Raw genomic sequence first — 16597 nt, forward strand, 5'->3', positions numbered from 1 at the left:
AAAAAACTCCTTATTCGTCCGGCGTCAGCTCGCCGCGCAGGTTTTGCATCATCGCGGCCCGCATGGACGGCACGTCCAGATTCTGGCTGAGTAAGTAGTGAAGTTTAGTCAGGGTCGCTTCGACCGTCATATCAAACCCACTGATCACCCCGGCGTGCGCCAGCGCGTTACCGGTGGCGTACCCGCCCATATTCACTTTGCCGGACATGCACTGAGTCAGGTTAATCACCAGGATGCCGCGATCGCTCGCTTCCTGCAGCTCTTTCAGGAACTCGCCGTTCTGCGGCGCATTGCCAACGCCGTAGGAGCGCAGGATCAGCGCCTTCACCGGCTGGCGCAGGAAGTTACGCACCACGTCGGCAGAGATGCCTGGATAGATGGTCACCACGCCAATCGGCTGCGGGGTGATCGGGTGAACAATCAGCTCGCCCGCCGTGTGCGGCGCAGGCGGCGTGCCCAGACGGCGAATATGGATACCCGCTTCCAGCAGCGGCTGCAGGTTTGGCGACGCAAAGGCGTCGAAACCGTCGGCGTGGGCTTTGGTGGTACGGTTTCCGCGATAGAGGCGATTGTTGAAGAACAGCGACACTTCGTTGATCGGATAATTGGCCGCCACGTACAGGGAGTTCAGCAGGTTGATCTGCCCGTCAGAACGCAGCTCGGCCAGCGGGATTTGCGATCCGGTGACGATCACCGGCTTTCCGAGATTTTCCAGCATGAAGGAGAGCGCCGAGGCGGTGAACGCCATGGTGTCGGTGCCGTGCAGGATCACAAAGCCATCGTACTCGTCGTAATGGGCTTTGATATCTTCCGCGATATGCTGCCAGTCTTCCGGCGTCATATCCGAGGAGTCCATCAGCGGATCATACTCGTGAATGGTGAAGTCCGGCATCTCCTGGCGGTGGAACTCAGGCATGAGCGCGAGCTGGCGCTGCAGATGACCGGAAACAGGAATGTAGCCATTTTCGGAGCGCTGCATACCGATGGTCCCGCCGGTATACGCCACATAAATCGATTTCTTCTGCATGATAGTGTGTTCTTGTGCTTCAAAGAAAAATCCCCTCTTCGCGAGAAGAGGGGACGGGGTTTAGCGTACGTTAGCGCAGGTGAGGCAGAACGCGTAACGGTTTTGCGGATCGTTAAAGGCGGCGAGCTTATCGCTCTCGGCTTTGACGACATTGGCTGCGGTGGCCACCGGCGCAGGCAGATACGCCTGAATCGCGGCAGGCAGCATGGCGCGTACGGAACCGGACATGCTGTTCATCACCATATCCACAAACGTCGGCTCATCCTGGTAATAGGCGATGTGCCACTGTTTCAGCTTCGCCAGCTCTGCCGCTTTCGCGACGGCGTCATCGAAGTCGCCGAGGCTATCGACCAGACCGTTGCTTTTCGCATCCTGACCGGTCCAGACGTGGCCCTGAGCAATTTTATCCACCTGCTCTGGCGTCGATTTACGCGACTCCGCGACCAGAGTGATAAAGCGCTTGTAGCCGTTTTCGATGCTCAGCTGCATCATCTGCGACACTTCCGGCGGCAGGGATTTGGTCACCGCCACATCCGCCAACGGCGAGGTGGCCACGCCGTCCGTGTGCACGCCCAGATAATCGAGGCTGTTTTCGACGGTGTTAATGACGCCAAAGATACCGATCGAGCCTGTCAACGTGCTTGGGTTCGCCACGATGTAGTTCGCAGGCGTGGAGATCCAGTAACCCCCGGATGCCGCCATCCCGCCCATCGACACCACCACCGGTTTGCCCGCTGCACGCGCTGCGGCCAGTTCCGCACGGATCACTTCCGAGGCGCTGACGCTGCCGCCAGGGCTGTTCACGCGCAGGACGATGGCTTTCACTTTTGGATCCAGACGCGCATCGCGGATCTGCGACGCGGTGGTATCTCCGCCCACGTTCCCCGGCGTCTCTTCCCCGTCCATGATCGCGCCATTGGCGAAGACCACGGCCACGCTGTCGCCCGATTCATCCGGTTTTTTCGGCGTGTAATCGTAAAGGCTGATGGCGCTGTAATTCTTGTCTTCTTTGCTCCAGCCGAACTGTTTGGTCAGCGCTTTTTCGATCTCGGCGCTGGAGCCGAGCGTATCGACCAGTTTGTTATCCAGGGCGTATTTCGCCGTATCGCCGCCGACTTTGGTCAGACCATCCAGCATCGCCTGCGCGCCTGGGAAGACCTGCTCGGGGGTGATCTGACGGTTGGCCGCCACGATGGCGAGGTAGTTCTGCCACAGCTCGCCGATCCAGCGGCTGTCCGCTTCGCGCGCGGCAGGGGACATATCGTCGCGAATAAACGGCTCAACGGCGGACTTATAGGTGCCGACGCGGAAGACGTGGGTGGTGACTTTCAGCTTATCTAGCAGCGATTTGTAGTACAGACCGTTGGTGGCAAAACCGTGCAGATCGACGGTGCCCTGCGGGGAGAGCCAGATTTTGTTTGCGAAGCTCGCCAGATAGTATTGCCCCTGGCTGTAGCTATCGCCGACCGCAATCACCGGCTTGCCGCTGTCGCGAAACTCGCGCAGCGCTTTACCGATGTACTCCATCGACGGCTGATCGCCCCCGGCAAAGTTTTTCAGATCCAGCACGATCCCGGTAATGTTGCGATCGTCCTTCGCCTGACGAATGGCGTCGACGATATCGAACAGGGAGTTTTCCTGCATGCGGTCGGAGGTCGAGCCCAGCAGCTGGCGGCCAATCACGCCCAGACGATTGCTGGTGGACGGCTTATCAACAATCACGCCGGTGATATCCAGCAGCAGCGCGCCGCGCTCGGAGTGCTGCGCCTGATTGCTGCTACTGATGTGCATCCAGACGCCCACGCAGACCAGGATCAGGAAGATGAAAAAGACATTCATCACCAGTTCGCGCACGAAGTTGAGCAACCGCCACGTCCATTTAAAGAAACCGGCAAAAATTCGCCAAAGGGTTCGCATGTATTCTCCCAAACCAGATAATGACCGTTTCCGTCGCGACTGGACGGCAATGTGGGGTTATCGTAATGACCCAACCGCCACTTGTCAGCAGGAATCGCCCACTGCGCTGTAACAAATTCTGCTCTCGTGTTAATTTTGTGAATAAATTTCAAGACAGGAGTTAATCAATGGACGCACTTGAACTGCTTGTTAACCGCCGTAGCGCTTCACGCCTGGCGGAACCTGCGCCTGCAGGCGAACAGCTGGAAAACATTCTGCGCGCCGGTATGCGCGCGCCGGATCACGGCACCCTGACGCCGTGGCACTTCTTTATCATCGAAGGCGAGGGCCGCGACCGTTTCAGCACCCTGCTGGAGAATGGGGCGATGGCCGCCGAGCAGGATGAAAAGGCGATCGACAAAGCGCGCAATGCGCCGTTTCGCGCGCCGATGATCGTTGCGGTGGTGGCAAAATGCCAGCCCGAACACAAAGTACCGGTCTGGGAGCAAGAGATGTCCGCCGGTTGCGCGGTGATGGCGATGCAAATGGCCGCCGTCGCCCAGGGCTTTAACGGCATCTGGCGCACCGGTCCGCTGACGGAAAGCCCGGTGGTACGCGAAGGACTCTCCTGCGCCGAGCACGACAAAATCGTCGGCTTCCTCTATTTAGGTACGCCGCAGCTGAAAGCCTCGACCACCATTTCCACGCCTGACACCGCCCCGTTCGTCACCCGATTCTGATAATCACGCTAAACTGTCTGGATTATGAGCAAGCGTCGCATAATTCAGACAGTCATACTTACCTCATCACGGAATGAGCGCTACCATAGCGCGATTGCAATGACAGGAGATGTCCATGAGCGAGCAAACTATTCGTTTAACGCAATACAGCCACGGAGCGGGTTGCGGTTGTAAAATTTCCCCTAAAGTGCTGGAGACCATCCTGCACAGCGAACAGGCGAAGTTTGTCGACCCGAACCTGCTTGTCGGCAACGAAACGCGGGACGATGCGGCGGTATACGATTTAGGTAACGGCACCAGCATTATCAGCACCACCGACTTCTTTATGCCGATTGTTGATAACCCGTTTGATTTCGGGCGGATCGCGGCGACCAACGCCATCAGCGACATCTTCGCGATGGGCGGCAAACCGATCATGGCGATCGCCATCCTCGGCTGGCCGATCAACACTATCCCACCGGAAATCGCCCGCGAAGTGATCGAAGGCGGTCGCTTTGCCTGCCAGCAGGCGGGCATCGCGCTGGCGGGTGGACACTCCATCGACGCGCCAGAGCCGATCTTCGGCCTCGCCGTCACCGGCGTGGTGCCAACCGAGCGCGTGAAGCGCAACAGCACCGCGCAGGAAGGCTGCAAGCTTTTCCTCACCAAACCGCTGGGGATTGGCGTGCTTACTACCGCTGAGAAAAAATCCCTGCTTAAGCCAGAACATATCGGCCTCGCCACGGAAGTGATGTGCCAGATGAACCTGGCGGGCGCGGCGTTTGCCAATATCGACGGCGTCAAAGCGATGACTGACGTTACCGGCTTTGGTCTCCTTGGCCACCTGAGTGAAGTCTGCCAGGGCGCAGGCGTCCAGGCGCAGGTCTGGTATCAGGACATCCCTAAACTGCCGGGCGTGGAAGAGTACATCGCCCAGGGCGCGGTGCCGGGCGGCACCCAGCGTAACTTTGCCAGCTACGGCCATCTGATGGGCGACATGCCGACAGAGTGGCGCGATCTGTTGTGCGATCCGCAAACCTCCGGCGGCCTGCTGCTGGCCGTTACCCCTGACGCGGAAGCCGAAGTCAAAGCCACGGCCGCCGAATACGGCATCAGCCTGAGCGCCATTGGCGAGCTGGTGACTGCCCGCGGCGGTCGTCCAATGATTGAGATCCGTTAATTCGATGCGTCTGTTTATTGCGGAAAAGCCGAGTCTGGCCCGTGCGATTGCCGATGTGCTTCCCAAGCCGCATCGTAAGGGCGACGGCTTTATCGAATGCGGTAACGGGCAGGTGGTCACCTGGTGTATCGGTCACCTGCTGGAACAGGCGCAGCCGGATGTCTACGACGCCCGCTACGCGCGCTGGAATCTCAACGATCTGCCGATCGTGCCGGAAAAGTGGAAACTGCAGCCGCGTCCTTCCGTGACTAAGCAACTCAACGTTATCAAACGTTTCCTGCACGACGCGGAAGAGGTGATTCACGCGGGTGACCCGGACAGGGAAGGGCAGCTGCTGGTCGACGAGGTGCTCGACTATCTCGAGCTGGCGCCGGAAAAGCGCCAGCAGGTTCAGCGCTGCCTGATCAACGATCTTAACCCGCAGGCGGTGGAGCGTGCGATTACGCGTCTGCGCGCCAACAGCGAGTTTATCCCTCTGTGCGTTTCGGCCCTGGCGCGAGCCCGCGCCGACTGGCTGTACGGCATCAACATGACCCGCGCCTACACCATTCTCGGGCGTAACGCCGGGTATCAGGGCGTGCTCTCCGTCGGGCGCGTGCAGACGCCGGTCCTCGGTCTGGTGGTACGCCGTGACGAAGAGATCGAAAACTTCGTGGCGAAAGATTTCTTCGAGGTGAAGGCGCATATCGTCACCCCGAAAGACGAACGGTTTACCGCCACCTGGCAGCCGAGCGACGCCTGTGAATCTTACCAGGACGAAGAGGGGCGGCTGTTGCATCGCCCGCTGGCGGATCACGTGGTTAACCGCATCAACGGCCAGCCCGCGATAGTCACCAGCTATAACGATAAACGGGAATCAGAACCCGCGCCGCTGCCGTTTTCTCTCTCGGCCTTACAGATTGAGGCCGGTAAACGCTTCGGTATGAGCGCGCAGAATGTGCTCGATATCTGCCAGAAGCTGTACGAAACCCACAAGCTGATCACCTATCCGCGTTCCGACAGCCGCTACCTGCCGGAAGAGCATTTCGCCGGGCGTCATGCGGTGCTGAATGCGATTGGCGTTCACGCGCCGGACCTGCTCCCGCAGCCCGCCGTGAACCCGGACACCCGCAATCGCTGCTGGGATGACAAAAAAGTGGACGCGCACCACGCGATTATCCCGACGGCGCGTGCCAGCAACGTTAATCTCAGCGAGAACGAAGCGAAGGTCTATAACCTGGTGGCGCGTCAGTATCTGATGCAGTTTTGCCCGGACGCGATGTTCCGCAAATGTGTGATCGAGCTGGAGATTGCCAAAGGCAAATTCGTCGCCAAAGCGCGTTTCCTCGCCGAAGCGGGCTGGCGCACGCTGCTCGGCAACAAAGAGCGCGACGAAGAGAACGACGGCACCCCGCTGCCGGTGGTGGCGAAAAACGACGAACTGCTGTGCGAAAAGGGTGAAGTGATTGAGCGACAAACTCAGCCGCCGCGCCACTTTACGGACGCGACGCTGCTCTCGGCGATGACCGGGATTGCCCGTTTTGTGCAGGATAAAGATCTGAAAAAGATCCTCCGTGCCACGGATGGATTAGGCACAGAGGCGACGCGCGCGGGGATCATCGAGCTGCTGTTTAAGCGCGGCTTCCTGATCAAAAAAGGGCGCTATATCCACTCGACGGATCCGGGGCGGGCGTTGATTCACTCCCTGCCGGAGCTGGCTGCGCGACCGGATATGACGGCGCACTGGGAGTCGATCCTGACGCAGATCAGCGAGAAGCAGTGCCGCTATCAGGACTTTATGCAGCCGCTGGTGGGTACCCTGTTTGAGTTGATCAATCAGGCGCGCAATACGCCGGTGAAATCATTCCGCGGAATGGTGGCACCGGGCGGCGGTGACGCGAAGAAGAAGTTTAAGAAGAAGAGTGCGGCGTGAAAAATGCCCGGTGGCGCTGCGCTTACCGGGCCTACAACACCATGAACGTAGGCCGGGTAAGGCGAAGCCGCCACCCGGCAACACACGATGATGCGGCTTAAACCACCCCTTGCCCAATCATCGCATCGGCGACCTTCACGAACCCGGCGATATTCGCGCCGCGCACGTAGTTGGTCTGCTCCGCTTCCCCGCCGTACTCCACGCAGGAGTGGTGAATATCCAACATGATGTGATGCAAACGCGCATCCACTTTCTCGGCTTTCCAGCCCAGACGCGCGGCGTTTTGCGCCATTTCCAGGCCTGACGTCGCCACGCCACCGGCGTTCGCCGCTTTACCCGGCGCAAACAACACGCCTGCTTCGAGGAACAGATCCGTCGCTTCGATGGTGGTCGGCATATTCGCCCCTTCCGCCACCGCTTTCACGCCGTTTTGGATAAGCGTACGCGCCGCGTCCACATCCAGCTCGTTCTGCGTCGCACACGGCAGGGCGATATCCACCGGCACAGACCACGGCTGCTTGCCTTCCAGATAGGTCAAACCAAACTCGCGGGCGTAATCCGCCACGCGGCCGTCGCGGCTGGCTTTGATTTCACACAGACGCGCCAGTTTTTCCGCCGTGAAGCCAGCTTCATCCACCACCGTGCCGCTCGAGTCCGACGCCGTCACCACGCGCGCGCCAAACTGCATCGCTTTTTCAATCGCATACTGCGCCACGTTGCCGGAGCCCGACACCGCCACGCGCATTCCTTCGAAGCCCAGACCGTGACGTTTTAACATCGCCTCGGTGAAGTACACCAGGCCGTAACCCGTCGCTTCCGGGCGGATCAGACTCCCGCCGAACGACAGCCCTTTCCCGGTAAACACGCAGGCGCTGTTGTTGGAGAGTTTTTTCATCATCCCGGCCATAAAGCCGACTTCACGACCGCCCACGCCGATATCACCCGCTGGCACGTCGGTGTCCGGGCCGAGGTGACGATACAGCTCCGTCATCAGTGCCTGGCAGAAACGCATCACTTCGCCTTCGCTTTTGCCTTTCGGATCGAAATCGCTGCCGCCTTTACCGCCGCCCATGGGCAGGGTAGTCAGTGCGTTTTTAAAGGTCTGCTCAAAGCCGAGGAATTTGAGGATCGACAGGTTTACGGAAGGGTGGAAACGCATTCCGCCCTTGAACGGTCCAATCGCCGAGCTGAACTGGACGCGCCACGCGCGGTTCACCTGCACCTGATTTTTGTCGTCGACCCAGACCACGCGGAACTGAATCACACGTTCGGGTTCAACCAGGCGCTCAAGCAGGGACATCTGACGGTAACGCGGGTTTTCTTCGAGGAAGGGCCACAGGGTGGTCATGACCTCACGAACGGCCTGGGCAAACTCGCTCTGATGCGGGTCGCGCTGTTGAACGTGGGTAAGAAACGATTCCAGAGAGCGTGTCTGATCCATAGATATAAGAGCCTCTTATAAAGATTTTTTTAATTTTGTGTGTTGTGTGGGTGATTTGTGGTCGTTTTCGACTATACCACCCGTACCGCTTGGCGAGGCAAGGGAAAATTTAGCGGGAAAGTGAAATTAATCAGCGGCCTTGTGTCATAACTAAAAACGATGATGAGAGAAATTAAAGGAACGGCGGCAAACAACCGTTATAGTCATTATCAGCACACAAAAGGAATCTTTATGAACCGCTACCTGTTAACTGCTTTGCTTGCCCTGTTGTCCGCCGGTGCCCAGGCTGACCGTATTCGCCCGGACGTGGAGGTCAACGTACCGCCGGAAGTGTTCAGCTCCGGCGGTCAGCGCGCGCAGCCCTGCAACCAGTGCTGCATCTATCAGGATCAGAACTATTCGGAAGGAGCGGTGGTGAAGGCAGACGGCGTGCTGCTCCAGTGCCAGCGCGATGAGAAAACCATCAGCACGAACCCGCTGGTGTGGCGGCGCGTAAAAGGATAAAGGCTTCCAGCAGCGGGATATCGGCGGGCGCGAGATCATATGCGAACGCCTCCTGTGGCGTACACCACACCAGGTTGCTGTGGTAATGCGCGGTCAATTCGCCGCTGAAGGTCGGGACGTGCCACGCATGCAGGTGAATCAGCCGCCCGGAGACTTCCCTCTGATGGCTGGCGACATACTGCATCGGCTGCGCCTCAATCCCCAGCTCTTCGCGCAGCTCGCGAATCAGCGCTTCGGGCTGGGTTTCACCGGCTTCAACTTTGCCCCCGGCAAACTCCCACATTCCCGCCTGATCGGCATGGTCGGGGCGTTGCGCGAGGAGAATTTTGCCATTCTTTTCAATGATGGCGGCAACAACATCGAGAGTTTTCAGCATGGTCGTCAATACTTGTAGGGGAAAAACGACATATTATCGTCGGCTTTCAAAGAGTCCAGCCATCAGGAGAGTCCGGTGAAAGAAACTTCCGCCTGGGTCCAGCCCGTCGAATCTATCCCCGCCAGTTTAAAACCCATTGCCGCCATGCAAAAAAAACACTTCGGCGTGGTGCTGAATCCCACCCGCTGGTGGGGACGCATGCCGCGTCTTTTCTGGCTGGTGGCGCTGTTTGTCGGTTTTCTGGAACGCAAAAATGCGCGCCTCAATCCGGCCCTGCGCGCACTGCTGATGACGCGTGTTTCGCAGCTGTGCCACTGCGCATTTTGCATTGACGCCAACAGCCTGCGTCTGGCCGAGCGCTGCGGGGCGCTGGATAAGGTGCAGGCGGTCAGGGACTGGCGTGAGTCCGCGCTGTTCAGCCCGGAAGAGCGTGCGGCGCTGGAGTATGCCGAAGCCACCACCGCCACGCCGCCGCTGGTCACGGAGTCCATCAAAAGCGAACTCAAGCGCTTTTACAGCGATGCGACGATCACCGAAATGACGGCGTTAATTGCCTTTCAGAATCTCTCGGCGCGCTTCAACGCCGCGCTGGAGATCCCGTCCCAGGGGCTTTGCGATGCGTTCAAGGGGAAGCCTCATGCTTGACCGGCATCTGCATCCGCGCGTGAAACCGCTGCTCAACCGCCTGGTAGCGGTGATTGATAAGCCGTACATCAGCGCCGACGGCGTGACGCTGGCCGGGTTTGCCATCGGCGTGCTGGCGCTGCCGTTTCTGGCGCTCGGCTGGTATGTTGCGGCACTGATCGCCATTGTGCTGAACCGACTGTTCGACGGGCTGGACGGGGCGCTGGCGCGGCGTCGCGGGTTATCGGACGCGGGCGGTTTTCTCGATATCGCCCTCGATTTTCTCTTTTACGCCTTAGTGCCCTTTGGCTTTGCGCTGGCTGCACCGCTGGAAAACGCGCTGGCTGCCGCCTGGCTGCTGTTTGCATTTATCGGCACCGGCAGCAGTTTCCTGGCCTTTGCGGCGCTGGCCGCAAAACACAATATTGATAACCCGGGCTACGCGCACAAGTCGTTTTATTACATCGGGGGATTAACGGAGGGGACGGAGACCATCGCGCTGTTTGTGCTGTGCTGTTTGTTCCCGGCGCACTTTGCGCTGTTCGCCTGGATCTTTGGCGCGTTGTGCTGGCTTACCACCACAACGCGCATCTGGAGCGGGTATCAGACCCTGAAGGCAGTCAAACCTTAAAGGGTGCTTTCTGGCGTCAGTGGGCCCGTGGTGATCGGATTACTCGGGTGGCTGCTCCACTCGTACCAGCCGCCGTCGTAGACCGAGACGTTTTTCCAGCCCATGGCGCGGGCGTACATGAAGGTTTCTGACGCGCGCCAGCCGGTGCCACAGTAGAAGGCGACGTGCTGGTCCGGCAGGATATTCCACTCTTTCCACATCGCGGCGATATCATCGGCGCTGCGCATGGTCCCGTCCGGATTGTGGAAATCTTCCATATGGGTGGCATCGCTGCCCGCATGGCCCCAGCGTGCGCCCGCGATCTCACCTTTTGGCTTGATGTAGCTGTAGCCGCTGGTTTCGCCGGTGAATTCCGGCCAGGAACGAATGCTCACCAGCGACGCGTCTTTGCGATGCAACATCCCGCGCGCCTGTTCCATATCGACCATCAGCTGAGGCTGACCAGGGATGGGTGCGCCGAAATCAGCGGCAGGCGTCACTTTCGCTGGCATTCCGCGCTCGACCGGCAGACCGGCATCGGACCAGGTTTTCCAGCCGCCATCCAGCAGACGCACATCTTTCACCCCGGCGTAGAGCATGATCTGCGCCACGCGCGCCGCGGCATACACATCGCGACCGTAGAGGATCACGGTGGTGTCGTGACGAATACCCTGTTTCGCCAGCAGCGCTTTCAGTTTGTCGTCGGAGACTTTATTCCACAGCGGTTCGCTTTCCACTTCGTTGGTATCAATGTATCCGGCACCCGGAATGTGGTTCAGGAGATAGAATTTTGGCGCGCCCCAGGCGGCTTCGATAATTTTGTAGTCGCCCGCTGGCGCGGCAGTGACCTTTTTACCCTGCGTCAGCTGATGCAGCCACTCGGGATAGACCAGCTGTTCGAAATGGGGAAGACGCTGCAGGCGATCGGCATTTTGCAGCGCATCGCCGAGGGTGGAAACGTGCTGATACCCGGCTTTGGCGAGGCGGGCTTTCACCGCCTGGTTCTCCGCGTCGCTGCCGTACAGGGCGATGGCGGAGGTCGGCGCGAGGTTGTGCTGTTTAGCCCAGTCGGCGAGCTGTTCGTCGCTCATGAGGGTTAACCAGCTGGCTGACAGGTTCAGCGCGGCGGGTTCATGCCCGGAAGTGCCGGACAGCGTTTGCGGCCAGCCGTTATAGAAGGCGCTGGCGCGGGTGTCGATCACCGCGCCGTGCTGCTGTTGCAGCTGGGCCAGCGTCACAGAAGAGGCCATATCAGCGGCGAAAGTGGAGAAACTGGCAAGACAGAGCGCCAGCGCGGTCAGTTGAGAAACACGTTTCATCGAAGAACCTGACGTGAAATAAAAGGTGCGTCATTTTCGTCTTCCCCTAAACAGAATTCCTTGCGTTAGCACAGGGTTTATTGCCACCCGGCGAGCTGAATCACCCGTCCACCCGGCGGAATGTCGTCGTCATCGTGCGTGACCAGCACCACCGGAATGTTCTGCGCGCGAACCTGGGCGAAGACCCACTCCCGGAACGTCACCCGCAGGGATTTGTCCAGACGACTGAATGGCTCATCCAGCAGCAGGGCGCGAGGCTGCGCCAGCAGGGCGCGCAGCAGGCTGACGCGGCTGCGTTCACCGCCCGAAAGCGTCGCCGGATCGCTGGCATAAAATCCGGCCAGACCCGCGCTCGCCAGCGCCTGCTCGACCTGCTCGCGGCGCGCCTTCTTAATGTGCGCAGGAAGCGCCAGCATCAGGTTCTGCCCGACGCTAAAGTGATCGAACAGCAGCGCATCCTGGAACAAGATCCCAATCCCCCGTTTTTCGACTGGCCGCGAGTCAAGACGTTCATCGTCGAGCCACAGCTCGCCGTGTGCCTGAAAATCGGCGGACAGCGCGCCGACCATCCACGCAAAGAGCGTCGATTTCCCGCTGCCCGAAGGCCCCATAAGGGTGAGGATTTCCCCGCGTTCAACGCTGAAATTCGCCTCGCGCAGCAGCGGGTTAAGAGTGAGATTTTTGACGGTCAACATCAGCGTAACCCTTGTCGATAATAGCCCGCGAGGCGCGAGAGTCCTGCCGCGAGGGCAAAGGCAGCGGCGGTGAGCGCCAGCAGCCACAGCGCACGGCCCGCAAGAATCGCCGTACTGCCGCCGCTGCTGAGCGCCACGGCTTCGGTGGTGAGCGTCGCTAAGCGCCCGGCACCGAGCCACAGCGTCGGCAGATATTGCGCCATGCTCACGGAAAAACCGGTGGCAAAGGCGATAAGAATCGGGCGCACCAGCAGCGGGCATTTGATTTTAAAGAATACCTGACTGCGCGACAGCCCCAGCGTTTTGGCGATCAGAATCAGCCGTGGATCGAGCCTGCGCCACGCGGGTTGAAGCACTAATAGCGTCCACGGGAACACCCACAACAGATGTCCCCACAGCACGGCAATAGACTCGCCGTCGAAACCCAGATTGAGCGCCAGCCGGTATTGCCCGGCGACCAGCGGCAGGGCGGGCAGGGCCAGCGGCACCCAGAGCCACAGCGTGCCGCGCGACGGCCCCCACTCGAGCCACAGCAGGGCAATGCCCAGCGCGATCAGGGCGGAAACCAGGGCGAACGAGAGGCTGGCGCTAAACGGCGCAACATCAAAATCACTCTGTTTTGCCAGCACGAGCAGCACCGCGGCGCAGATCAGTCCGCTCAGGGGCAGTAGCCAGCCGAACGCGGTTCCGACGATCGGCGGCCCGGCTTCGTGGCGTTGACCCGACACCGATGGGATCGTGCGTCGCCACGGCTTCCACAGGGCGACCCCGACGGCGGCAAACGCGGCCAGCAGGAGAAGGAGTACCAGACAGAGCAACGTGCCTTTGATCTGCTGATCCGAATCGCCCTGACTTAGCCACTGCCAGGCCAGCACCGCCAGCGTCGGCGGGTTGCCCGGCCCGAGAATGATCGCGATATCCACCACCGACAGGGACCAGGCGACCACCGCCAGCATCATCGCGCCGAGTGCTGGCGCAATGGTCGGCAGCACCAGCCAGAACAACCCCTGGATGCGGGAGTAGCCGAGGGTTTGCAGCACCACCATTTTTTGTGCCAGCGTTTTTTCCGGCAGTACGGCATAAATCGCCCACAGCACAAAGGCGCTCTCTTTCACCGCAAGCGTCAGGCCGAGGCCGATTCCGTAGCGATCCAGCAGAGGCGAACAGGCGCTACAAAGCTGATAAAACGCGCCCCCTTCGGCAAAAACCAGCAGCACGCTGGTGGCAAACGCGACGTGCGGGATGGCCAGCAGCCAGGGCAGACGGGAATTCATCTGCTGCCAGCGCTTACCGGGCCACAGCGCCGCCACAATGCAGAGCGCGATCAACAGCGAACCGACGGTGGCGATGGCCGTGGAGACCAGGGTGGCGATCAGCGCCTGTGGCAGTTGCGGATCGTTAAACAGGGATTGCCATCCGGCGACGGAAAACGCCGGTTCCAGCAGCATCACGGTGGCCGGGAACAGCGGCGCGTAAATGGCCGCGATGACCAGCCACACCAGCCAGCCTAGCGGGTGCCGTAGCGACGCAGCCATTCCTGCTCCAGAGCGTTCACCCAGGCCGCGTGCGGCTCAGGCTGAATGGTCGGTAGACCCGCCGGAATAAACTGGCGCAGTGCGCTGGCCTGTTCAGCAGGCAATTTTTGCGGGTCCAGCACGCTCGGGTCGCCCCAGATTTTCGGATCGGCTTTGCGAATTTGCGCGTCCGGCGACAGCAGGAAATTGGCGACCACTTTGGCCCCCGCGCTGGCGCTGCTGTTGGCCGGGATCGCCACGAAATGGACATTCCCCATCGTCCCGTCGGCAAAGCCAAAACTGAAACTGTCAGCAGGCAGTTCGCCGCTGGCGACTTTTTGCTGCGCGTGGGCCGGGTTAAAGGTCAGGGAGAGATTCAGATTGCCGCTGGCGAGCAGGGCGTCCATACGCGCCGGTGACGGCGGAAAATCTTTGCCTTCGCGCCAGAGCTGGGGATGCAGCGCGTCGAGATAGCGCCACAGCGGGGCAGTGACGGCGTCAAAGGTGTGCGGGTCGGGCGCAGTTTTCAGGGTATCCGGCGTTGTAGTCAGGCTCAGCAGCAGCTGTTCCAGAAACGCGGTGCCGGTAAAATCAGGCGGACGCGGATAGGTCACTTTGCCCGGATGCTGCTTCGCATAGTCGAGGAGAGCGGCAGGATCGCGCAGCGAGGCTGAGAGCGTGGCTTTGCGGGCAATAAAGGTCAGCTGCGCCGCGCCCCACGGGGATTCTGCGCCGTCGGTGGCAATGGCAAAATCTTCCGTCACCGGTTTAGTGGTATCGACATACCGCCAGTTGGGCAGCATTTGCGCCCAGCCGGTTTGCAAGAGATTCGCCTCTTTCAGGGTGCGGAAGTTCTCGCCGTTAACCCACAGTAAATCAACGGAGCCCTTACTGGTTCGCCCGGCGCGGGACTCGGTCTGGATGCGTTTAACCGCATCGGCGGCGTCCGCCAGATGCACGATTTTCAGGGTGATCGCGTAGTGGGTTTTCATCTCCTCGCTCACCCAGTCGAGATACCGGTTGACCGCCGGATCGCCGCCCCAGGCGTTAAACCAGACGGTCTGGCCTTTGGCGTCCTGTTGAACGGTTTGCCAGTCGCTTTCAGCGAATACCGGGGCTGTCAGCAGCAGTCCGGTCAGAAACATGCAAGAACGCACACGGCGCATAATGCCTCCCTGTTAATGAGATGAAGGGGTAAAGCGAGAGAACAGCCAGCGGGTGACCAGCGGCAATAACCCTAAGAGTGTAAAGGCTACCAGCATTCCCGGCGACAGAATATCGCGCAGGGAGGTCAGCTCCCCCAGCTCGCGCCCGGCGTTGAGGAAAATCACCGTTGCAGGCAGCATCGCCAGCTGGCTGACCCACCAGTAACGTGCCACGCCGATAGCGGTTAAGCCCGAAAGCAGATTGACCACAAAGAACGGAAACACCGGCATCAGGCGCAGGGCAAACAGATAAAATGCGCCGTCGCGCGCGACACCAGCATTCACCGTCTGCATCGGTTTCGCTAAGCGGCGCTGCACCCAGTCGCGCAGCAGGTAGCGGCTGGCGAGCATCGCCAGCGTTGCCCCCAGCGTCGAAGCGAACGACACCAGTACCATCCCTTCCCAGACGCTGAACAGCGCCCCGCCCAGCAGCGTCAGCAGCGCCGCGCCGGGAATCGAAAACGCAGAGACCACCACGTAAAGCGCAAAATAGAGCGCAGCGCTTTGCACCGGGGCGCGATGGACATAATCAATCAGCATCAGCCGGTGCGTTCGGAGTGATTCGAGGGAGAGAAAGCCCGGTGGCAGGAGCGCGATAAGCAAAGCAAATGCGCCCAACAGGGCGCACAGGAAGAGGATTTTTTGCGTTTTCACCGGCAATTACAGTTTGAATTTCGCCCAGACCGGCGCGTGATCGGACGGCTTTTCCATGCTGCGGATGTCGTAATCGATCCCGGTTTCGATGCAGCGCTCGGCCAGCGGCTGGCTGGCCAGCAGCAGATCGATACGCAGGCCGCGGTTGTCGTCGAAGCCTTTTGAGCGGTAGTCAAACCACGAAAAGCGATCCTGGGTTTGCGGATTGGCGCTGCGGAAGGTGTCCACCAGGCCCCAGTTCATCAGACGGTCCATCCACTCGCGCTCTTCCGGCAGGAAGGAGCATTTACCGGTGCGCAGCCAGCGTTTGCGGCTGTCTTCCCCGATGCCGATATCCAGATCCGTCGGGCTGATATTCACGTCGCCCATGATCAGCACCGGGTTGTCTTTGTTCAGCTCGGTGGTCAGGTAATCCTGCAGATCCTGGTAGAACTTGGCTTTCGCCGGGAATTTGGTCGGGTGGTCGCGGCTTTCGCCCTGCGGGAAGTAGCCGTTGATTACCGTGATATTGCCGACGGGCGAGGGGATCTCCGCCATGATAATGCGGCGCTGTGAGTCATCGTCATCGCCCGGGAAGCCGCGGCGCACGGAGACCGGCGTCTCTTTAGTGAGCAGTGCCACGCCGTAATGGCCTTTCTGGCCGTGATAAAAGACGTTGTAACCCAGCTTCGCAACGTCTTCGAGCGGGAACATATCGTCGTGAACTTTTGTCTCCTGCAGGCCGATCACGTCTGGCTGATGTTGTTCGACAATGGCTTCCAGTTGGTGAGGGCGGGCGCGCAGGCCGTTGATATTAAAAGAGACAAATTTCATAGTCGCTGCCAATGCAAGGTGAATAGTGCAAGGATGGTAGCAGAATTTGCGCCGCCTGTTATCGGGTTCAGCCAATAACTGCAACAGATCATCCCGTTGGTGCAATTT

16 protein-coding genes are annotated in these 16597 nt (G+C 59.9%); 6 read left to right on the top strand and 10 right to left on the bottom strand.

Features of this window, described 5'->3' with window-relative positions; all coding sequences use genetic code 11:
* Nucleotides 1–10: 10 nt before the first annotated feature.
* A complete protein-coding gene (ansA, locus tag QQF33_RS25530; protein ID WP_282494978.1) occupies nt 11–1027 on the bottom strand; it encodes an asparaginase in 1017 nt (338 codons plus the stop codon).
* 60 nt (nt 1028–1087) lie between these two features.
* Nucleotides 1088–2944: a signal peptide peptidase SppA gene (gene sppA, locus QQF33_RS25535; RefSeq protein ID WP_285150731.1), complete on the bottom strand. Its 1857-nt coding sequence runs from the start codon at nt 2942–2944 to the stop codon at nt 1088–1090.
* Between the two features lie 167 nt (nt 2945–3111).
* Here sppA and QQF33_RS25540 point away from each other — a divergent pair, with 167 nt between their 5' ends.
* The 3 genes from QQF33_RS25540 (at nt 3112) to QQF33_RS25550 (ending at nt 6734) form a co-directional block, all read left to right on the top strand.
* The gene (locus QQF33_RS25540; RefSeq protein ID WP_285144785.1) at nt 3112–3663 is read left to right on the top strand and encodes an NAD(P)H nitroreductase; all 552 of its coding nucleotides are present in this window, start codon (nt 3112–3114) and stop codon (nt 3661–3663) included.
* A 115-nt stretch (nt 3664–3778) separates the two neighbouring features.
* Nucleotides 3779–4822 carry a selenide, water dikinase SelD gene (gene selD, locus QQF33_RS25545; RefSeq protein ID WP_285158823.1) on the top strand — a complete coding sequence of 348 codons (1044 nt, stop codon included), beginning with the start codon at nt 3779–3781 and terminating at the stop codon, nt 4820–4822.
* A gap of 4 nt (nt 4823–4826) precedes the next feature.
* Nucleotides 4827–6734 (top strand): DNA topoisomerase III, encoded by a 1908-nt coding sequence (locus QQF33_RS25550; RefSeq protein ID WP_285158824.1) that lies wholly within the window; start codon nt 4827–4829, stop codon nt 6732–6734.
* A 97-nt stretch (nt 6735–6831) separates the two neighbouring features.
* Here QQF33_RS25550 and gdhA read toward each other — a convergent pair whose 3' ends face one another.
* Nucleotides 6832–8175 (bottom strand): NADP-specific glutamate dehydrogenase, encoded by a 1344-nt coding sequence (gene gdhA / locus QQF33_RS25555; protein WP_285158825.1) that lies wholly within the window; start codon nt 8173–8175, stop codon nt 6832–6834.
* Nucleotides 8176–8406: 231 nt separating this feature from the next.
* On the opposite strand from gdhA, the gene QQF33_RS25560 reads away from it, so the two are divergent.
* Nucleotides 8407–8679, top strand: coding sequence for a YnjH family protein (locus QQF33_RS25560; protein ID WP_282494984.1), 273 nt, complete (start codon nt 8407–8409; stop codon nt 8677–8679).
* Here the strand turns inward: QQF33_RS25560 and QQF33_RS25565 are convergent.
* Nucleotides 8639–9055: a pyrimidine (deoxy)nucleoside triphosphate diphosphatase gene (locus QQF33_RS25565; RefSeq protein WP_285150729.1), complete on the bottom strand. Its 417-nt coding sequence runs from the start codon at nt 9053–9055 to the stop codon at nt 8639–8641. The genes QQF33_RS25560 and QQF33_RS25565 overlap by 41 nt on opposite strands.
* A gap of 75 nt (nt 9056–9130) precedes the next feature.
* Here QQF33_RS25565 and QQF33_RS25570 point away from each other — a divergent pair, with 75 nt between their 5' ends.
* Nucleotides 9131–9700, top strand: a complete 570-nt coding sequence (locus tag QQF33_RS25570) for a carboxymuconolactone decarboxylase family protein (RefSeq protein ID WP_285158826.1) — start codon at nt 9131–9133, stop codon at nt 9698–9700.
* Nucleotides 9693–10310 (top strand): CDP-alcohol phosphatidyltransferase family protein, encoded by a 618-nt coding sequence (locus tag QQF33_RS25575; RefSeq protein ID WP_282494987.1) that lies wholly within the window; start codon nt 9693–9695, stop codon nt 10308–10310. Before QQF33_RS25570 ends, QQF33_RS25575 begins: the two co-directional genes overlap by 8 nt.
* Here QQF33_RS25575 and QQF33_RS25580 read toward each other — a convergent pair.
* The 6 genes from QQF33_RS25580 to xthA form a co-directional block, all read right to left on the bottom strand.
* Nucleotides 10307–11608 carry a sulfurtransferase gene (locus QQF33_RS25580; RefSeq protein WP_285144779.1) on the bottom strand — a complete coding sequence of 434 codons (1302 nt, stop codon included), beginning with the start codon at nt 11606–11608 and terminating at the stop codon, nt 10307–10309. The genes QQF33_RS25575 and QQF33_RS25580 overlap by 4 nt on opposite strands.
* 77 nt (nt 11609–11685) lie before the next feature.
* Complete coding sequence (locus QQF33_RS25585; protein ID WP_285158827.1) at nt 11686–12303, bottom strand: ATP-binding cassette domain-containing protein; 618 nt, start codon at nt 12301–12303, stop codon at nt 11686–11688.
* Nucleotides 12303–13838, bottom strand: a complete 1536-nt coding sequence (locus QQF33_RS25590) for an ABC transporter permease subunit (protein ID WP_285158828.1) — start codon at nt 13836–13838, stop codon at nt 12303–12305. Before QQF33_RS25590 ends, QQF33_RS25585 begins: the two co-directional genes overlap by 1 nt.
* Nucleotides 13811–14974 carry an ABC transporter substrate-binding protein gene (locus tag QQF33_RS25595; protein WP_285158843.1) on the bottom strand — a complete coding sequence of 388 codons (1164 nt, stop codon included), beginning with the start codon at nt 14972–14974 and terminating at the stop codon, nt 13811–13813. Before QQF33_RS25595 ends, QQF33_RS25590 begins: the two co-directional genes overlap by 28 nt.
* A 21-nt stretch (nt 14975–14995) precedes the next feature.
* Nucleotides 14996–15676 carry a TVP38/TMEM64 family protein gene (locus tag QQF33_RS25600; protein WP_285158829.1) on the bottom strand — a complete coding sequence of 227 codons (681 nt, stop codon included), beginning with the start codon at nt 15674–15676 and terminating at the stop codon, nt 14996–14998.
* Nucleotides 15677–15682: 6 nt separating this feature from the next.
* On the bottom strand, nt 15683–16489 hold the full coding sequence (gene xthA / locus QQF33_RS25605) for an exodeoxyribonuclease III (protein WP_282494992.1): 807 nt from the start codon (nt 16487–16489) through the stop codon (nt 15683–15685).
* Nucleotides 16490–16597 lie beyond the last annotated feature (108 nt).

Origin of the sequence: Lelliottia wanjuensis, assembly GCF_030238365.1 — a bacterium.
Lineage (GTDB): Bacteria > Pseudomonadota > Gammaproteobacteria > Enterobacterales > Enterobacteriaceae > Enterobacter > Enterobacter wanjuensis.

Coding starts and splice junctions, on each gene's coding strand:
- selD (WP_285158823.1), top strand. CDS start 3,779: ATGAGCGAGCAAACTATTCGTTTAACGCAATACAGCCACGGAGCGGGT.
- xthA (WP_282494992.1), bottom strand. CDS start 16,489: ATGAAATTTGTCTCTTTTAATATCAACGGCCTGCGCGCCCGCCCTCAC.
- QQF33_RS25565 (WP_285150729.1), bottom strand. CDS start 9,055: ATGCTGAAAACTCTCGATGTTGTTGCCGCCATCATTGAAAAGAATGGC.
- QQF33_RS25580 (WP_285144779.1), bottom strand. CDS start 11,608: ATGAAACGTGTTTCTCAACTGACCGCGCTGGCGCTCTGTCTTGCCAGT.
- QQF33_RS25590 (WP_285158828.1), bottom strand. CDS start 13,838: ATGGCTGCGTCGCTACGGCACCCGCTAGGCTGGCTGGTGTGGCTGGTC.
- sppA (WP_285150731.1), bottom strand. CDS start 2,944: ATGCGAACCCTTTGGCGAATTTTTGCCGGTTTCTTTAAATGGACGTGG.
- QQF33_RS25550 (WP_285158824.1), top strand. CDS start 4,827: ATGCGTCTGTTTATTGCGGAAAAGCCGAGTCTGGCCCGTGCGATTGCC.
- QQF33_RS25560 (WP_282494984.1), top strand. CDS start 8,407: ATGAACCGCTACCTGTTAACTGCTTTGCTTGCCCTGTTGTCCGCCGGT.
- gdhA (WP_285158825.1), bottom strand. CDS start 8,175: ATGGATCAGACACGCTCTCTGGAATCGTTTCTTACCCACGTTCAACAG.
- QQF33_RS25585 (WP_285158827.1), bottom strand. CDS start 12,303: ATGTTGACCGTCAAAAATCTCACTCTTAACCCGCTGCTGCGCGAGGCG.
- QQF33_RS25575 (WP_282494987.1), top strand. CDS start 9,693: ATGCTTGACCGGCATCTGCATCCGCGCGTGAAACCGCTGCTCAACCGC.
- ansA (WP_282494978.1), bottom strand. CDS start 1,027: ATGCAGAAGAAATCGATTTATGTGGCGTATACCGGCGGGACCATCGGT.
- QQF33_RS25540 (WP_285144785.1), top strand. CDS start 3,112: ATGGACGCACTTGAACTGCTTGTTAACCGCCGTAGCGCTTCACGCCTG.